The following is a 12,990-nucleotide window of genomic DNA, read 5'->3' as shown; positions in this document are numbered from 1 at the left end:
GTGAAATCGGCTTCGGTCCGGGTCGCCAGCAGACGCGGCGGTGATCGCCACAGGCCGGCCAGGAATCCCGCCAGCAACGTCAGCGCGACAACCGAATCCCCCGTGCGCCAATCCGGCGGCAACACGTTGCGTGCCGATGAATCTTCCCAGGGCGGCAGTTGCTCGCCATCGACCAGCGCCACCAGCACCGCAGTGCCGTCCAGCACGCCCTGGTCCAGGTCTCCCTCGCGCAGCCGCGGCACGATCGCCTTGTCGATGATGCGTGCGGCATACGCATCAGGAATGGTGCCTTCCAGGCCATAACCGGTCTGGATGCGTACGCGCCGATCCTGCACCGCCACCAGCAGCAGTACGCCATCATCGACGCCAGCACGGCCCAGCTGCCATTGGTCGAAGACGCGCTGCGCATAGGCTTCGATGCCTTCTTCGCCAACGCTCGGCACCACCAGCACCTGCAGCTGCGCGCCCTTGCGTACCTGCAACTGCAATGCCTGCTCGCGCAGCGTGGCGCGGGTGCTGGCCGACAACGCATTGGCGGTGTCCACCACCGGGGCATTCAACGCAGGGATCGGGGCTGCCGCCAGTGCCAGCAGCGGCAGCAGGCAGAGCAGCAGCGCAAGCCACGCCCACGGCCTGGCAGCGCGCGCCTGTGGCACCCGGCTCATGTGCCCTGCCCGGCCTCGATCTGCGCATACAGCGCCTGCAGCCGGGCAGCGTTCTGCGCGAACACCTGCAGATCCGCGTCGACCAGTGCCGGCCAGTCCGGCGCATGACCCAGCAACTGCGCCACCTGTTCCTGCGGTGCGCGGTCAAAGCCCTCACCGAGTACGGTCAGGTAGCGCTGGCGGAAGCCCTCCGGGTCCTGCTGGTCCTGCACATACAGCTGCACCGCCAGCAAGCCGGCATAGAGGTAGTTGACCAGATATTGCGGGTCGTCATACATCAGGCGCTTGCCGATCCAGGTGCTGCGCAGCTGCGGGTAGCGCTGCGGCTGCTGGCCGTAGCGTGCCAGCACCTGGCCGGTGAGCGCGTCCAGATCGTCGGCAGTGCCCAATGTATTGCTGGCCACGCCCTGATAAATCGACTGCTCCAGCTGCGCCTCCTCGGAGGACGTGAACAGCTGCAACACCATGTCGTCGAGCAGCGACTTCAGGTAGTACGCCTTGGCGCGCGGATCCTGCGCCTGCTGGTACAACTGGTCACGGAAGCGCAGCTCGTTGTAGATGGCGAAGGCCTCGGTCATCCACGCACTGCCATTGAGATGCAATGGCGAGGCATGCCCGCGCAGCATCCACTGCCCATGCATGGCGTGACCTGCTTCATGGGCGATCTCCACGTCACTTTCCAGATCGCCGCTGCGCAGCCCGACGAACAGCAGTGCCGGCGTGTCCGGTGCGAACACATGGAACGCGTCCTGGCTGCGACTGCCCAGCACCGTGGCCAGGTCCATGCGCTTGTGCGCAGGATCCAGCAGCGCACGCAGCTCGGCGACATACTCAGGCCCCAGCGGCTGCATGGCGTCGGCCGCGGTATCGCGCAGCTGTTCCAGGGTCAGTACTGGTGGCGTATAGCCGGCATCCGGCACGGTGGTATCCCACAGCTGCGGCGACACCACACCGCTGCGCCCGGCATGCTGCAGCAGCATGTCCTGGTAGTCACGCCGATCTGCCGCGTGGCGCTCGATCGCCGTCAGCGTTGCGTCAACCGTCTGCGTATCCATGCCCATGCGTCGATAGCCGCGTGCGGTGGCCGAGCCGTCGCCCTGCAGGCGCGCGGCGGCATCATTCACCTGCACCAGACCCAGCAGTACCGACGCCATCGGTTCACGGCGCGACTGCACGCCCTGCCAATATCCCTTCCAGCCGGCCTCGCGCAGCGCACGGTCCGGGTGCTGGGCCAGGGCCTGCTTGTCGGCGCCGCTATCCCAGCTGCGGCCAGCACCCTCGATACGCGGGTATTCCGCGCTGTGCATGATCTGCCGGCGCAGGCGCGCGAACGTATCCAGCGCCGGATCGGCCAGTGCATCCACGGCATCATCCAGCTGCGCATTGGCCGGCGCCGCGGCTTCCTGCAGCGCGCGGGCGCGCAGGAACCCATAGGACGCCAGCCAGGGGGCATCCGCCGGCGCCTCACGCAGGGCGGCCCTGCCGGTGCGGGCGATACGGCTGCACAGCCCCATCACCTGGTCCAGCGCCTGCGCCGGGCGACGATCGCGTGCGTTGCGGGCAGCCTGCAGATGTAGATACGCATGGTGACGCAGGCACTGTGCCTGCAGCGCTTCGGCCTGGCGGAAGCGCGTGGCCGGCTCGCCCGCCGTGGCGCTCTGCAATGCCTCCACGCGCTCGCCCAGGGTGACCCGTGCCGCCTGTTCGGCGGCGGCGCTGGGGAAGTAAGCGCGGTCATCGGCGTGCAGCGACTGTGCGTGTGCGCCGAGGGAGGTGGCCATCGCCCACAGCGTGGCGATGACAACGGTGGTAGTGCGCGTCCTGCGGGCCTGCATCGGCGTCTCCGTGCCTTGATCGGGCTTCGAGCCTAGCAGCCGCCGACGGTCCGCGCCTGTCCCGATCTGGCCTCAGATCGACTCGTCTTCACGCTTGACCAGTGTCCAGCACGGCTTCTGCGCGAAGGTATAGGTCTGCTGGTCGCTGCTGTCCGGCGTGCGGATCTGCACCTGCATCTGCCCATCGGCCACGGCCGTCACCTGCATCTCCCGGCCCTGCCCGGCCAGCCCGGCTGGATCGGGCATCACCGGCCATTCGACATCGGCCAATGCCAGCGGGCGCTCCACTGTGCGCGGCTCAGGCTCGGCGCCAGCGTCAACGTAGCTGTCCAGCAGCGGATCGGCCGTTGCCTTTTCCTGCAGGGTGATCTCGTTGCCGAAGTGCTTCAGGAAGGTATCGAACGCCGGATGGGGGCACGCCGCGGTCGCCACTGCGGGTGCCGGCTCCACCGCCTTCGCTGTGCTGGCAGGTGCCGCTGCAGGGGCCGGGGCTTCAGCAGACGCTGGCTGCGGCGCAGGCGTGCAGGCGGACAGCACGAGGCCAAGGGCGGGTGCCAGCAGCGCAAGGGAACGGCGGAGCTTCATGGGATCGTCCTGATGCCGGTTGGGTCGCACCATCCTAGCCCGCCGCCTACAATCGCGCCTTCCGCCTGTTCGAGATGCCCATGCGCCGCCTCCTGCTCCTGATCGGCCTGCTGCTGCCCGCCCTGTGGCCAGCCTTGGCGATGGCTATCGACGTCCGTGAAGGCGACCTGCTGTTCGTCACTGCGGGTCATGGTGGCCTGAGCGCGGCCATCGACGATGCGACGGGAAAGCAAGGGGCGCCCAGCTTCGACCATGTCGCGCTGGTGGCTTCGGCACCGCAGGGCTGGGAGGTGCTGCATGCCGACGAGAAGGGCTCGCGCCGGCAGACGCTGGACCAGTTCCGGGAAGACGCGCGTAGCAAGCAGCGGCAGGTCGTGGTCTATCGCCTGCGCGCGCCGCCAGGGAATGCCATCACCGATGCGGTGGCCACCGCGCGCACGATGCTGGGCAAGCCGTACAACACCGCCTATGTGTTGAACGACGAAAGCTACTACTGCTCGGACTTCATCGAACGCGCATTTCGTGCGCACCATGTGTTCGCGCTGCAGCCGATGAACTTCCGCAACCCGCAGACCGGTGAGATCTCCCAGCATTGGGTAGACCTGTATCGCGGCATGGGCATGGACGTTCCGCAGGACCTGCCCGGTACCAACCCCAACGACATGGCCGCAGCGACGGTGCTGCAGCGGATCGGCGTGCTCGAATAAGCGAAGCCCCGCACGGGGCGGGGCTTCGTCGGTGATGGATGGCGGCTGCCAGGATCACTCTTCCTCGTCCTGCCCGCCCTGCTGCTGGTTCTGGTTGCGCTTCTGCTGTTCCTGCTGCTGTTGCTGCTGCTGGTCGCGGCCGCGTTCCTGCTGCTGATCCTGCTGGTTCTGCTGGCCCTGCTGCTTCTGGTTCGGGTTCTGGTTCTGCTGTGCCATGTCCGATCTCCAAATGCCACGCGCGGAATGCGGTGGACGGGGCCATCGTCGGCAGCGATTGGTTAACCATGCGTTGTCAGCGGGCTACACGGATGTGTACGCGCGTGAATGAACCCGCGCCAGCCCTTGCGGCACAAGCCACTGAAGGATTCATGCGGGTTTGGCATGTAGTCATGCTGCCGCCGGAAACGAACGCATTCAGCGGCCTGCACCGCCGGGGCGTGCGCAGCGGTCGCCTACGCCTATGGTCCCATTTGCAGCATGCCGGGGCGCCGCCTATCGTCGGATGACATCACCCCGGAGATGCGCATGGCCCGCGACACCGCAGCACGCCCCACCTACGAGCAGGCACTGACCGGTTTCAGCATCGAGCACGGGCAACGGCAGCTGCACGGTGACCTGCAGGCCGGCATCAATGCCTGCGTTGAGTGCTGCGACCGCCACTGCGGTCGCAATGCGCTGGCGCTGCGCTGGGTGGATGTCCACGGCGCACTGCATCGGTACACCTTCGAGGACCTGCGCGATGCCTCCGCACGTTTTGCCCATGTGCTGGCAGCGCAGGGCATCGGCAGGGGTGATGTGGTGGCCGGCCTGCTGCCGCGTACACCGGACCTGCTCGCGACCATCCTCGGCACCTGGCGCGTGGGCGCGATCTACCAGCCGTTGTTCACCGCGTTCGGCCCCAAGGCCATCGAAACACGGTTGAAAACCGGCCGCACCGCGCTGGTGGTGACCGACAGCACGAACCGCAGCAAGCTGGACGAGGTCGATGGCTGCCCGCAGGTGGCCACGGTGCTGGCATCCGGACAGACACTGCGTGCCGGCGACATCGACTGGAGCGCACGCACCGCCGGTGCCACACCCGACTTCGCGCCGGTGATGCTGCGCGGCGATGAACTGATGGCGCTGCTGTCCACCTCCGGCACCACCGGCAGTCCCAAGGGCGTGCCGGTGCCGCTGCGCGCATTGCTGGCCTTTGCCGGTTACATGCAACAGGCCGTAGACCTGCGCGCAGACGACGTGTTCTGGAACATCGCCGATCCCGGCTGGGCCTATGGGCTGTACTACGCCGTGATCGGCCCGCTGCTGCTGGGCCAGGCCACCACCTTCAGCGAGGCCGGTTTCAGCGTGCAGGTATTGAACGACATCGTCGCGCGGCTGGGTGTCACCAACCTTGCCGGCTCGCCCACCGCCTACCGGCAGATCATCGCCGCCGGTTCCGAGGCCAGCGCTGCCATCAAGGGTCAGCTGCGGGTGGTGAGCAGCGCCGGCGAACCGCTGAACCCGGAGATCGCCCGCTGGTTCGCCGCCCATCTGGGCACCACGGTGCTCGACCACTACGGCCAGACCGAGACCGGCATGGTGGTGAACAACCACCACGCGCTGGAGCATGCCCTGCGGCCGGGGTCATCGGGCGTTGCGATGCCCGGTTACCGTGTCGCGGTACTGGACGATGCCGGCAACGAACTGCCGCCGCGCACGCCGGGCATCCTCGCCGTGGACCTGCGGCAGTCGCCAATCATGTGGTTCACCGGCTACTACGGTGCCGACACGCCGGCGCTGGGTGATCGTTACTACCTCACCGGCGATTCGGTGGAATGCGAGGACGATGGCTCGATCCGTTTCATCGGCCGCTCGGATGACCTGATCACGTCGTCGGGCTATCGCATCGGTCCATTCGATGTGGAGAGCGTGCTGATGGAACACCCTGCGGTGGTGGAGACGGCGGTGATCGGCGTGCCGGATGCGGAACGCACCGAGATCGTCAAAGCGTTCGTGATCCTGCGCGATGGTTTCAGCGGCAGCGACACGCTGGCGCAGGAACTTCAGCAGCACGTGCGGCGCCGGCTGTCCGCCCATGCCTACCCACGGCAGGTGGAATTCGTGGCGGAACTACCGAAGACACCCAGCGGCAAGCTGCAGCGCTTCCTGCTGCGCAAGGCGGAGATCGAGAAGCAGGCGGCGGCTGGCTGAGGGTCTCTGGGGTCAGAGCCCTTCCTTCGAAAGGGATCTGACCCCGGGGATGGATCCTCTCCAGCGGAGAGGCTCTGACCCCACATGACCCCGTGTCTGCGCTACGGCATCACCGGCGGCACGTACGCCAGCGTCATCCCCAGCAGCCACAACAGCCCCAGCACCAGCGGGATATGCACCAGCAGCTGGATGAAGGTGAAGCCAACGATGTCGCGGGCCTTCAAGCCGAGCACGCCCAGCAGCGGCAGCATCCAGAACGGGTTGATCAGGTTCGGCAGCGCTTCGGCCGCGTTGTAGACCTGCACCGCCCAGCCCAGGTGCGCCTTCAGTTCGTTCGCGGCCTGCATCACGTACGGCGCTTCGATGATCCACTTGCCGCCACCGGACGGCACGAAGAAGCCCAGCACTGCCGAGTACACGCCCATCACCAGCGCGAAGCTTTCGGTGCTGGCCACGTGCACGAACAGGCTCGACAGCCGATGCGCCAGGGTCTCGCCATCACCACCGGCGGCGTGGGTGAGGATCATCGCGATGCCACCGTACAGCGGGAACTGGATCAGCACACCGGTGGTGCTGGGTACCGCCTTGGCCACCGCGTTGAGGAAGCTGCGCGGACGCCAGTGCAACAGCAGGCCCAGCGAGATGAACATGAAGTTGTAGGTGTTGAGGTTGGCAATGGCGCTGACCAACGGCTTGTTGGCGAACTCGTTGAACAGCCAGCCGAAGGCCAGCAGCGAAAGCAGCACGGTCAACAACGGGCTGTATTCCAGCCATTCGCCCGGGCGCGTGCGTCGCTGCAGTGGTTCCGGTTCGGCCTGGGCGGCGCCGGGGAAATCCTCGGCGGTGCGCGCACTGCCGGCGGCCGGTGCGGTCAGCCAGGCGATCAGCAACGAGACCAGGATCAACACGGCGGTCAGCACAATCGACTGCCACAGGAAGATGGTTTCGGTGAACGGCAACACGCCGGTGATCTCCACCAGCCCCGGCGGCATGCTGGCCGGATTGGCCTGCAGCTGCGCGGCCGACGAACTCAGGCCCATCGCCCACACCGCGCCCAGGCCCAGATAGGCCGAGGCGCCGGCAGCACGGTAATCCATGCGCAGCTCGGTCCGGCGGGCCAGCGCACGCACCAGCAGGCCGCCGAACACCAGCGAGAAGCCCCAGCTGAGCAGCGAAGCCAGCATGCTGACCAGACCGACGTACACCACTGCGCCGCGACCGGTGCGCGGTACGCGGGCGAGGAAGTCGATGAAGCGCGCCACCACCGGCGCAGTGGCCAAGGCATAGCCACCGATGACCACGAAGGCCATCTGCATGGTGAAGGGAATCAGGCTCCAGAAGCCGTCGCCGAAAGCGCTGGCGGTGGCCTGTGGGGTGGCGCCGAAGCCCATCGCCGCCACGGCGACGATGACCACGCCGAGCACCGCGAACACGTAGGCATCGGGGAACCATTTTTCCGCCCAAGCGGCCGAGCGCAGCGCGGCGCGCGCCATCCAGCCGTCCTGTACTGCTGCCGTCGAAGCCATCACCTACCCTCCCAGGTTCGATGGCCTGATTCTGGGCGGTGGGGTGCGGGCTGTCTGCCACCTATTGGTCGTAGGTGGCAGGAGGCCCGGCGCTGTGCGCCGCCGCCCGAGCATGGGCTCGGGCGCTACAGAAGCACTGTCAGCTGTAGAGCCGAGCCCACGCTCGGCTGCGCGTCTCAACGCAGCGCCAGGTCCACGGCGATACCGGCAAACAGCGCGGCACCCACCCAGTTGTTGTGCAGGAAGGCCTTGAAGCACGGCCCACGCTCGCGGTTGCGGCAGATCCAGAACTCGTACACCACCAGCAGCGTCGCCACCACTACGCCGGCCAGGTAGTACCCACCCAGCCCGCCGCGCACGCCCACCAGCGCCATCGTGGCCAGGAACAGCGCGTACAGCATGCCCTGGATGACCAGGTCCAGATCGCCGAACAGGATCGCGGTGGAGTGCGAGCCCATCTTCAGGTCGTCCTCGCGGTCGACCATGGCGTACCAGGTGTCGTAGGCGGTGGACCACAGGATGTTGCCGGCGTACAGCAGCCAACCCAGCAACGGCACCTCGCCCTGCACGGCCGCGAAGGCCATCGGGATGCCCCAGCCGAACGACATGCCCAGATAGACCTGCGGCAGATGCGTGTAGCGCTTCAGGTAGGGATAGCTGGCGGCCAGGAACACGCCGATGAAGCTGAGGGCGATGGTCAGGCCGTTCAGGGTCAACACCAGGCCGAAGGCCACCAGCATCAGTACCGCGAACAGTGCCAGCGCCGCACGGCCGCTGATCGCGCCGGTCGCCAGCGGCCGCGCCTTGGTGCGCTCCACATGCGGGTCGAGCCAGCGGTCGGCATAGTCGTTGATGACGCAACCGGCCGAGCGGGTCAGCCAGACGCCCGCGGTGAACACGAACAGGGTCCACAGCGGCGGCAGCCCGCCAGCAGCCAGCCACAACGCCCACCAGGTGGGCCACAGCAGCAGCAGCGTGCCGATCGGGCGATCGGCGCGCATCAGACTCCAGTAATGACGCCAGCGCGGCGTCGGCGCCGGATGCGGCGCGGAAAGAGGGGTATCAGCCATGACACTAGGATACTCCTGTGCCTTCGGACCGACTTTGCCGGCGGGGGGAGATTTGTGCGGCGAAACTGGATAGAATGCCCATCCCGCACCGCCTCATTGCGTTGCGATGCCCGCCCCGGCCCTGGCCGACGGCGCGGCGGTTCCACCACGCGCTCGTAGCTCAGCCGGATAGAGTAGTGGCTTCCGAAGCCATTGGTCGGGGGTTCGAATCCCTCCGGGCGCGCCATCTTCCCTTAGTCTTCGCCCCTGCCTGCCACCACGGCGTGGCGCGCTGGTCGTGGATTCATTCGGCTTCCCGATCCCCCCGCTGCGGCTCCGTTGACGCCAGGCTGGAAGGGAACCGAGCGGTGGGCGCAGCCGTGCACGTCGCGGACGATGATCGAGAATTCCTCCCCAGCGCTGATCGCGCCGGGCAGAAACGCGCCGTCGCCGTCGAACAGCACGGTCATTGCCTCGCCAGGGGCGATCGACAGCCGTGCCGCCGGAGGCGCAACTTCTTCGAGGATGACATTGAAGGACCGCCACGCCTGTTCGCCAATCCGGCGAACCTCTGCGGTGGCTGTCCTGGCATACAGGCGTCTGTCGGCGCTGGCCAGCAACAGCTGCAGTGGCCGAGAACCATGCGGATTGATCTGGAAGCGGCCGTAGGTCATGCCATCCACCCGTGCGATGCCGGCATAGGTGATGACGACTGTCGGGCATGAGTCCGCGCGTGGTTCTTGGGCGGCGCATGCGGTCAGGCCAATGGCCAGACAGAGGACGAGATGCTTGGTCACGCTGCAGATCCTCCATTGATGTTCCGCGTGCCGCCTACCGGATGATCCGGCAGCGACGGCAGGGCACCTGCACACTGCCGCTGCTCGACTCTTCAGCGCACTACAGCGCTGCCGAGCATCGACCGAACACGTTGGCGGGCTTCTCCCGCAGGCTCACAGCAACCACCCGGTGCTTCTGCTCGCCGCACCCACCCATGGCCCCATACATGAGGAGAAGTCCCTTGTCGTTGATGTAGCCGATGAGCTTGCCGTTACCTTCATCCGACGCGGCCCTGACGAGATAGACGGTCTCCCCGGGCGTTGGTTTCAGACCACTCAACGGCATTGAACCGATCTTCCCTTCAACCTCTGATGCCGATACCACGACCAACGCATTCTTCAACATCCACTCCGCAATGGCGGCTTCACTGGCCGGATCAAGCGTGGAAATGCGGTCAAGCGGCAGAGTCGTTGAATTGCCAGGGAAGATCGCGTCGGACAAAACATCTACCCAGTCCGAGCTCCATTCCGTATGTTGAAATTTGTTGATGCTGCAGCCTCCCAGCATTGGCAAGAGCAGCAACGCTGCGCGCAAAATTCCAGCCATCGGCATTGCGACGCCGCTCCTTGCTGGGGTACCCCGAATCTTCCTGCGCTTGCCGCGCCACAGACCGATCAGATACCCGCTGGTGGGTAGACCCACCTCATCGGGATTACTGGCTGCTGCCCGGGCACCGGACGCCTCACTCATACTGTTCCACGCCCAACTTTCTACATCGGCCATCACTGCGGATCGACTTGCCAGCCCATGGCCATGATGTCGAGTGAACTGCCGGTGGTGCAGGTTTCGATGCGGAAGCACTGAAGTTCTGGCAGCAACACCCCCGAGGCGGCCCAGCGCTGCCTGCAGTCGGCCAGTACCTCGCTCTCCTCATCGACATACGCACGCTCGATCGTGTCCTCACCTAGAACTCCGAAGTTGAGCGCCAGTCGCGCGCCGCGGCATTCAAGGAACACCACCCGCGCATTGCACCCGTCGGGCCAGCGCACGTGGACAACTACTTCATCCTGGTTGCCCGGATTGCTGCGATCAACGGACACCGCAACCAGAGTGGCGTCCGGCCAAGGCAGTTCGTTGAACTCAAGGATCATGCGTGGTACCTCCTTCCTGGCGCTGGCAGCCGATTGAATTGGGCCATCCCCCGCCCAGAGCCAGCGTTCGCCTCATACTCGGACGCTCCCACCTGATTGATGGAGCACGAGCTGCCACGGCTGTGACATGAGGCATGCAATTTCGGCACCGATCGTCGCTTCGATGAGGACAATGCACCCCGTCCCATCGAGTTCATGCGGATCCGCAGGGTCCAATCCAAGCAGGGCGCATGCGCGATCAAACTCGAATGATGCTTCGCGCTCAGTGAAGACACTCAGGTCCAGAATGATGTTCTGCATCGAGAAGCCATCGATACTGAGGCGGACAATGTTATCGAAGATGACCTCATGCACATACCTTCCGCATTCCGTGGACAGAGAGAGGGCAAGGCGGCGGCGATCTTCAATGCGGAGTCCATCGATTTGCAGATCATGCAGACAGTGCATGCTCCGTCCCACTGGGTTTTCAATGTTCAACAGACGGACCTCCTCAACTGAAAAGGAAGATCATGCCGGAACGGTGCTTTGCGAACGCGCGCCAAAAACACCGCGGTACCAATAGGTGTCACTGCGCCTGAACCAGGTCGAGAAGGCTTCAGAATCGAAAACTTTAAGCTGTTCCATGGCTATACGATAGCGCTGGAAGAAAGCCAATATGTCGCGTAGCGCCTCGGCATCCACCCGTCGCTTGTCGACCTGGATGTAGATGACCCGGCCCCGGCCAACCACGTCCATGACGCACTCCATCTGATCCAGCCAGCCGAAGAAATGCGCTTCGTCCCGTGGCGAGTAGAACACCACACTATCGGCCTGTAGTTCCACCTTCTCCATTTTCATTGCGTGACCCTCTCCATTCGAACGATTGCAGTTACCACAACTCTTGCCGGCTCCGCACCATGTGGGTGCCAGCTCACCGAAGGGCCGTACTCACTGCGATGCTTCCAGAACGTGGGCGCTCATCGGTGGGTGTCGTCAGCGTCGTCCACACTCGGGAACTTCCCCGGCGCGCTGAGAGTCAGCCTGACCGGGCGGCACGCTGTACTCGCCGCCAGAGCTCTTCCGACATGGAGTTCTTCCACGTCTGGCCAAGCAGCTCACGAAAAGAAGGGTCCTGCTTTGCCAGGCTCTCCAGCCTCTCGATCTCTGCCTCGCCATGGGCCACCAAGTAGTCCTCCAATGGTCCGGTAGCGAGATTGGATAGTAGAGGTGCATCCACATCCATCTGCCTGACGGCCTCAATGAATTCCCACCCTCCGTCGGCATCCCGCTGAATGATGTCATCGACAACATCCAGCACCTGCATGTGCAATTGCCGCTCACTGGCGCCCATGAGAAGTCGATCGAACTGAACCCATGCTTCGGCGATCTTCTGCGGTCCACCATGCGGCTTTCCGGCTGATTCAATAGCTCTATTTCGATGCATCCCAGATTTTCCCGGTCGAGAGGCCAAGCGAACAGCTTCATCCCACTACAGGAGGATAGATTTCAACTGAGACACCAAGGCTCAGTTCAACAATTCTTTTGAGCAAACTGTGATCAAGCTCAAAACCTCCCAACTCTTCGGTAAAGAGACTTACATAGAACTCCGCCTTCCCGCCGCCACCGACAATCTCATCCAAGAACCGAGCCTTGGCGGACAGCACATCGCACCACCTACGCAGCTCTTCGTCCAACTCAACACTCGCCTTGCGCACGAGCTGCATTGAAACGTACGTTTCCTCGTACCGGCCCCCATCCGAAGATGGCGGGCGTGGATCGCCCACTGTCCTTGAGAATCTGGGCGTCAGACCGAACTCCAACGCGATATCAGACGCCCGCATGGAGGGGTGCCAGATCCGCAGGGAAACATTCGTTAATTGAATAGACATCAGAGGCCTAGAAGGGTTCCGCTAAATGCTGAGTACCATCTGCAACCCGTTCTGCAAAACGATCTTCGCACGATCGAGGTCACGTCTGGAGATGGAGACCGACGCCAGCCCAACGGCTCGAGCGATATCGCATTGCGAGAAGAATGCGTCATACGTATCCATCATATCGGCGTGAAACATCTTCCGCGGAGCTTTTGCTACCACCCTGAAGAGATCCGTCATGAAATTCCAAGCATCAATAACAGCATCTGGGTTAACTCCAACTCCAGAATCGACCGAGGATATCAAGGACTCCACGTCGAGCAGCGATTCACCCTCCCAGTCCAGAGCCCCACCGCAAGCAGCGACCTCGTAGTCAAGAACGTCCTTACTGCCAGCTGACACAGGCCTCCCTTTTTTCGAAAGCACATGATCATAATCATCGGAAACCCACGCAAACCAGACGATCTTCCCACGCGCAGCAATCCCGACCGGATATATATCAGCCATCACAAACTCCATCCTAAATGACGCCATCAACCCTGAGCTCTTCTGGAATTGCGTCCATCAGAGGATCTTGACTGAAGTTGAAAAAGAACTCCTCAAAGAATCCAGGCTTTTCACCGCTCGGAGTGAAGTGCGTTTCCGCATATTTTTT

16 protein-coding genes and 1 tRNA gene are annotated in these 12,990 nt (G+C 64.2%); 3 read left to right on the top strand and 14 right to left on the bottom strand.

Going from position 1 to position 12,990, the window contains the following annotated elements; all coding sequences use genetic code 11:
- The 3 genes from DBR20_RS22925 to DBR20_RS10070 all read right to left on the bottom strand — a co-directional run.
- Window positions 1-665 (bottom strand): TPM domain-containing protein (locus DBR20_RS22925; RefSeq protein ID WP_258223285.1); only part of this gene is annotated, 665 nt, incomplete at its 3' end.
- Complete coding sequence (locus tag DBR20_RS10075) at window positions 662-2,500, bottom strand: M3 family metallopeptidase (protein ID WP_108266078.1); 1,839 nt, start codon at window positions 2,498-2,500, stop codon at window positions 662-664. The genes DBR20_RS22925 and DBR20_RS10075, both read right to left, overlap by 4 nt.
- A 72-nt stretch (window positions 2,501-2,572) precedes the next feature.
- Window positions 2,573-3,085 carry a hypothetical protein gene (locus DBR20_RS10070; protein ID WP_108266077.1) on the bottom strand — a complete coding sequence of 171 codons (513 nt, stop codon included), beginning with the start codon at window positions 3,083-3,085 and terminating at the stop codon, window positions 2,573-2,575.
- 80 nt (window positions 3,086-3,165) lie between these two features.
- Between DBR20_RS10070 and DBR20_RS10065 the strand changes: the two genes are divergently transcribed.
- On the top strand, window positions 3,166-3,792 hold the full coding sequence (locus DBR20_RS10065; RefSeq protein WP_108266076.1) for a YiiX/YebB-like N1pC/P60 family cysteine hydrolase: 627 nt from the start codon (window positions 3,166-3,168) through the stop codon (window positions 3,790-3,792).
- Between the two features lie 54 nt (window positions 3,793-3,846).
- On the opposite strand, the gene DBR20_RS22120 is transcribed toward DBR20_RS10065, so the two are convergent.
- On the bottom strand, window positions 3,847-4,008 hold the full coding sequence (locus DBR20_RS22120) for a hypothetical protein (protein WP_165378361.1): 162 nt from the start codon (window positions 4,006-4,008) through the stop codon (window positions 3,847-3,849).
- A 309-nt stretch (window positions 4,009-4,317) separates the two neighbouring features.
- Between DBR20_RS22120 and DBR20_RS10060 the strand changes: the two genes are divergently transcribed.
- Complete coding sequence (locus DBR20_RS10060; RefSeq protein WP_219927806.1) at window positions 4,318-5,982, top strand: AMP-binding protein; 1,665 nt, start codon at window positions 4,318-4,320, stop codon at window positions 5,980-5,982.
- A gap of 101 nt (window positions 5,983-6,083) precedes the next feature.
- Here the strand turns inward: DBR20_RS10060 and DBR20_RS10055 are convergent, their stop codons facing one another.
- Entirely contained in the window at window positions 6,084-7,508 is a 1,425-nt protein-coding gene (locus tag DBR20_RS10055) for a TIGR00366 family protein (RefSeq protein ID WP_181393064.1), read from the bottom strand.
- A gap of 176 nt (window positions 7,509-7,684) precedes the next feature.
- Window positions 7,685-8,578 carry a 4-hydroxybenzoate octaprenyltransferase gene (gene ubiA / locus DBR20_RS10050; protein ID WP_108266073.1) on the bottom strand — a complete coding sequence of 298 codons (894 nt, stop codon included), beginning with the start codon at window positions 8,576-8,578 and terminating at the stop codon, window positions 7,685-7,687.
- A gap of 149 nt (window positions 8,579-8,727) precedes the next feature.
- Between ubiA and DBR20_RS10045 the strand changes: the two genes are divergently transcribed.
- A tRNA-Arg gene (locus DBR20_RS10045) sits at window positions 8,728-8,804 on the top strand.
- Between the two features lie 7 nt (window positions 8,805-8,811).
- On the opposite strand, the gene DBR20_RS10040 is transcribed toward DBR20_RS10045, so the two are convergent.
- The 8 genes from DBR20_RS10040 to DBR20_RS22920 form a co-directional block, all read right to left on the bottom strand.
- Window positions 8,812-9,354, bottom strand: coding sequence for an adhesin (locus tag DBR20_RS10040; protein WP_181393063.1), 543 nt, complete (start codon window positions 9,352-9,354; stop codon window positions 8,812-8,814).
- A gap of 100 nt (window positions 9,355-9,454) precedes the next feature.
- Window positions 9,455-10,117, bottom strand: coding sequence for a hypothetical protein (locus tag DBR20_RS10035; RefSeq protein WP_258223279.1), 663 nt, complete (start codon window positions 10,115-10,117; stop codon window positions 9,455-9,457).
- On the bottom strand, window positions 10,117-10,485 hold the full coding sequence (locus DBR20_RS10030; RefSeq protein WP_108266071.1) for a hypothetical protein: 369 nt from the start codon (window positions 10,483-10,485) through the stop codon (window positions 10,117-10,119). The genes DBR20_RS10035 and DBR20_RS10030 overlap by 1 nt, the downstream gene beginning before the upstream one ends.
- Before the next feature lie 72 nt (window positions 10,486-10,557).
- On the bottom strand, window positions 10,558-10,962 hold the full coding sequence (locus DBR20_RS10025; protein WP_146186986.1) for a hypothetical protein: 405 nt from the start codon (window positions 10,960-10,962) through the stop codon (window positions 10,558-10,560).
- A 30-nt stretch (window positions 10,963-10,992) separates the two neighbouring features.
- Window positions 10,993-11,322 carry a hypothetical protein gene (locus DBR20_RS10020; protein ID WP_108266069.1) on the bottom strand — a complete coding sequence of 110 codons (330 nt, stop codon included), beginning with the start codon at window positions 11,320-11,322 and terminating at the stop codon, window positions 10,993-10,995.
- Window positions 11,323-11,500: 178 nt separating this feature from the next.
- Complete coding sequence (locus DBR20_RS10015; RefSeq protein ID WP_146186985.1) at window positions 11,501-11,908, bottom strand: DUF6869 domain-containing protein; 408 nt, start codon at window positions 11,906-11,908, stop codon at window positions 11,501-11,503.
- A 37-nt stretch (window positions 11,909-11,945) separates the two neighbouring features.
- Entirely contained in the window at window positions 11,946-12,188 is a 243-nt protein-coding gene (locus DBR20_RS10010) for a hypothetical protein (RefSeq protein WP_108266067.1), read from the bottom strand.
- Between the two features lie 186 nt (window positions 12,189-12,374).
- Window positions 12,375-12,842 (bottom strand): hypothetical protein, encoded by a 468-nt coding sequence (locus tag DBR20_RS22920; protein WP_229979836.1) that lies wholly within the window; start codon window positions 12,840-12,842, stop codon window positions 12,375-12,377.
- Between the last annotated feature and the right edge of the window lie 148 nt (window positions 12,843-12,990).

The sequence above is a fragment of the Stenotrophomonas sp. HMWF023 genome, assembly GCF_003060985.1.
GTDB lineage: Bacteria > Pseudomonadota > Gammaproteobacteria > Xanthomonadales > Xanthomonadaceae > Stenotrophomonas > Stenotrophomonas lactitubi.
The sequence above is the reverse complement of the archived record's forward strand: the minus strand, read 5'-3'. Positions and strand labels throughout refer to the sequence as shown.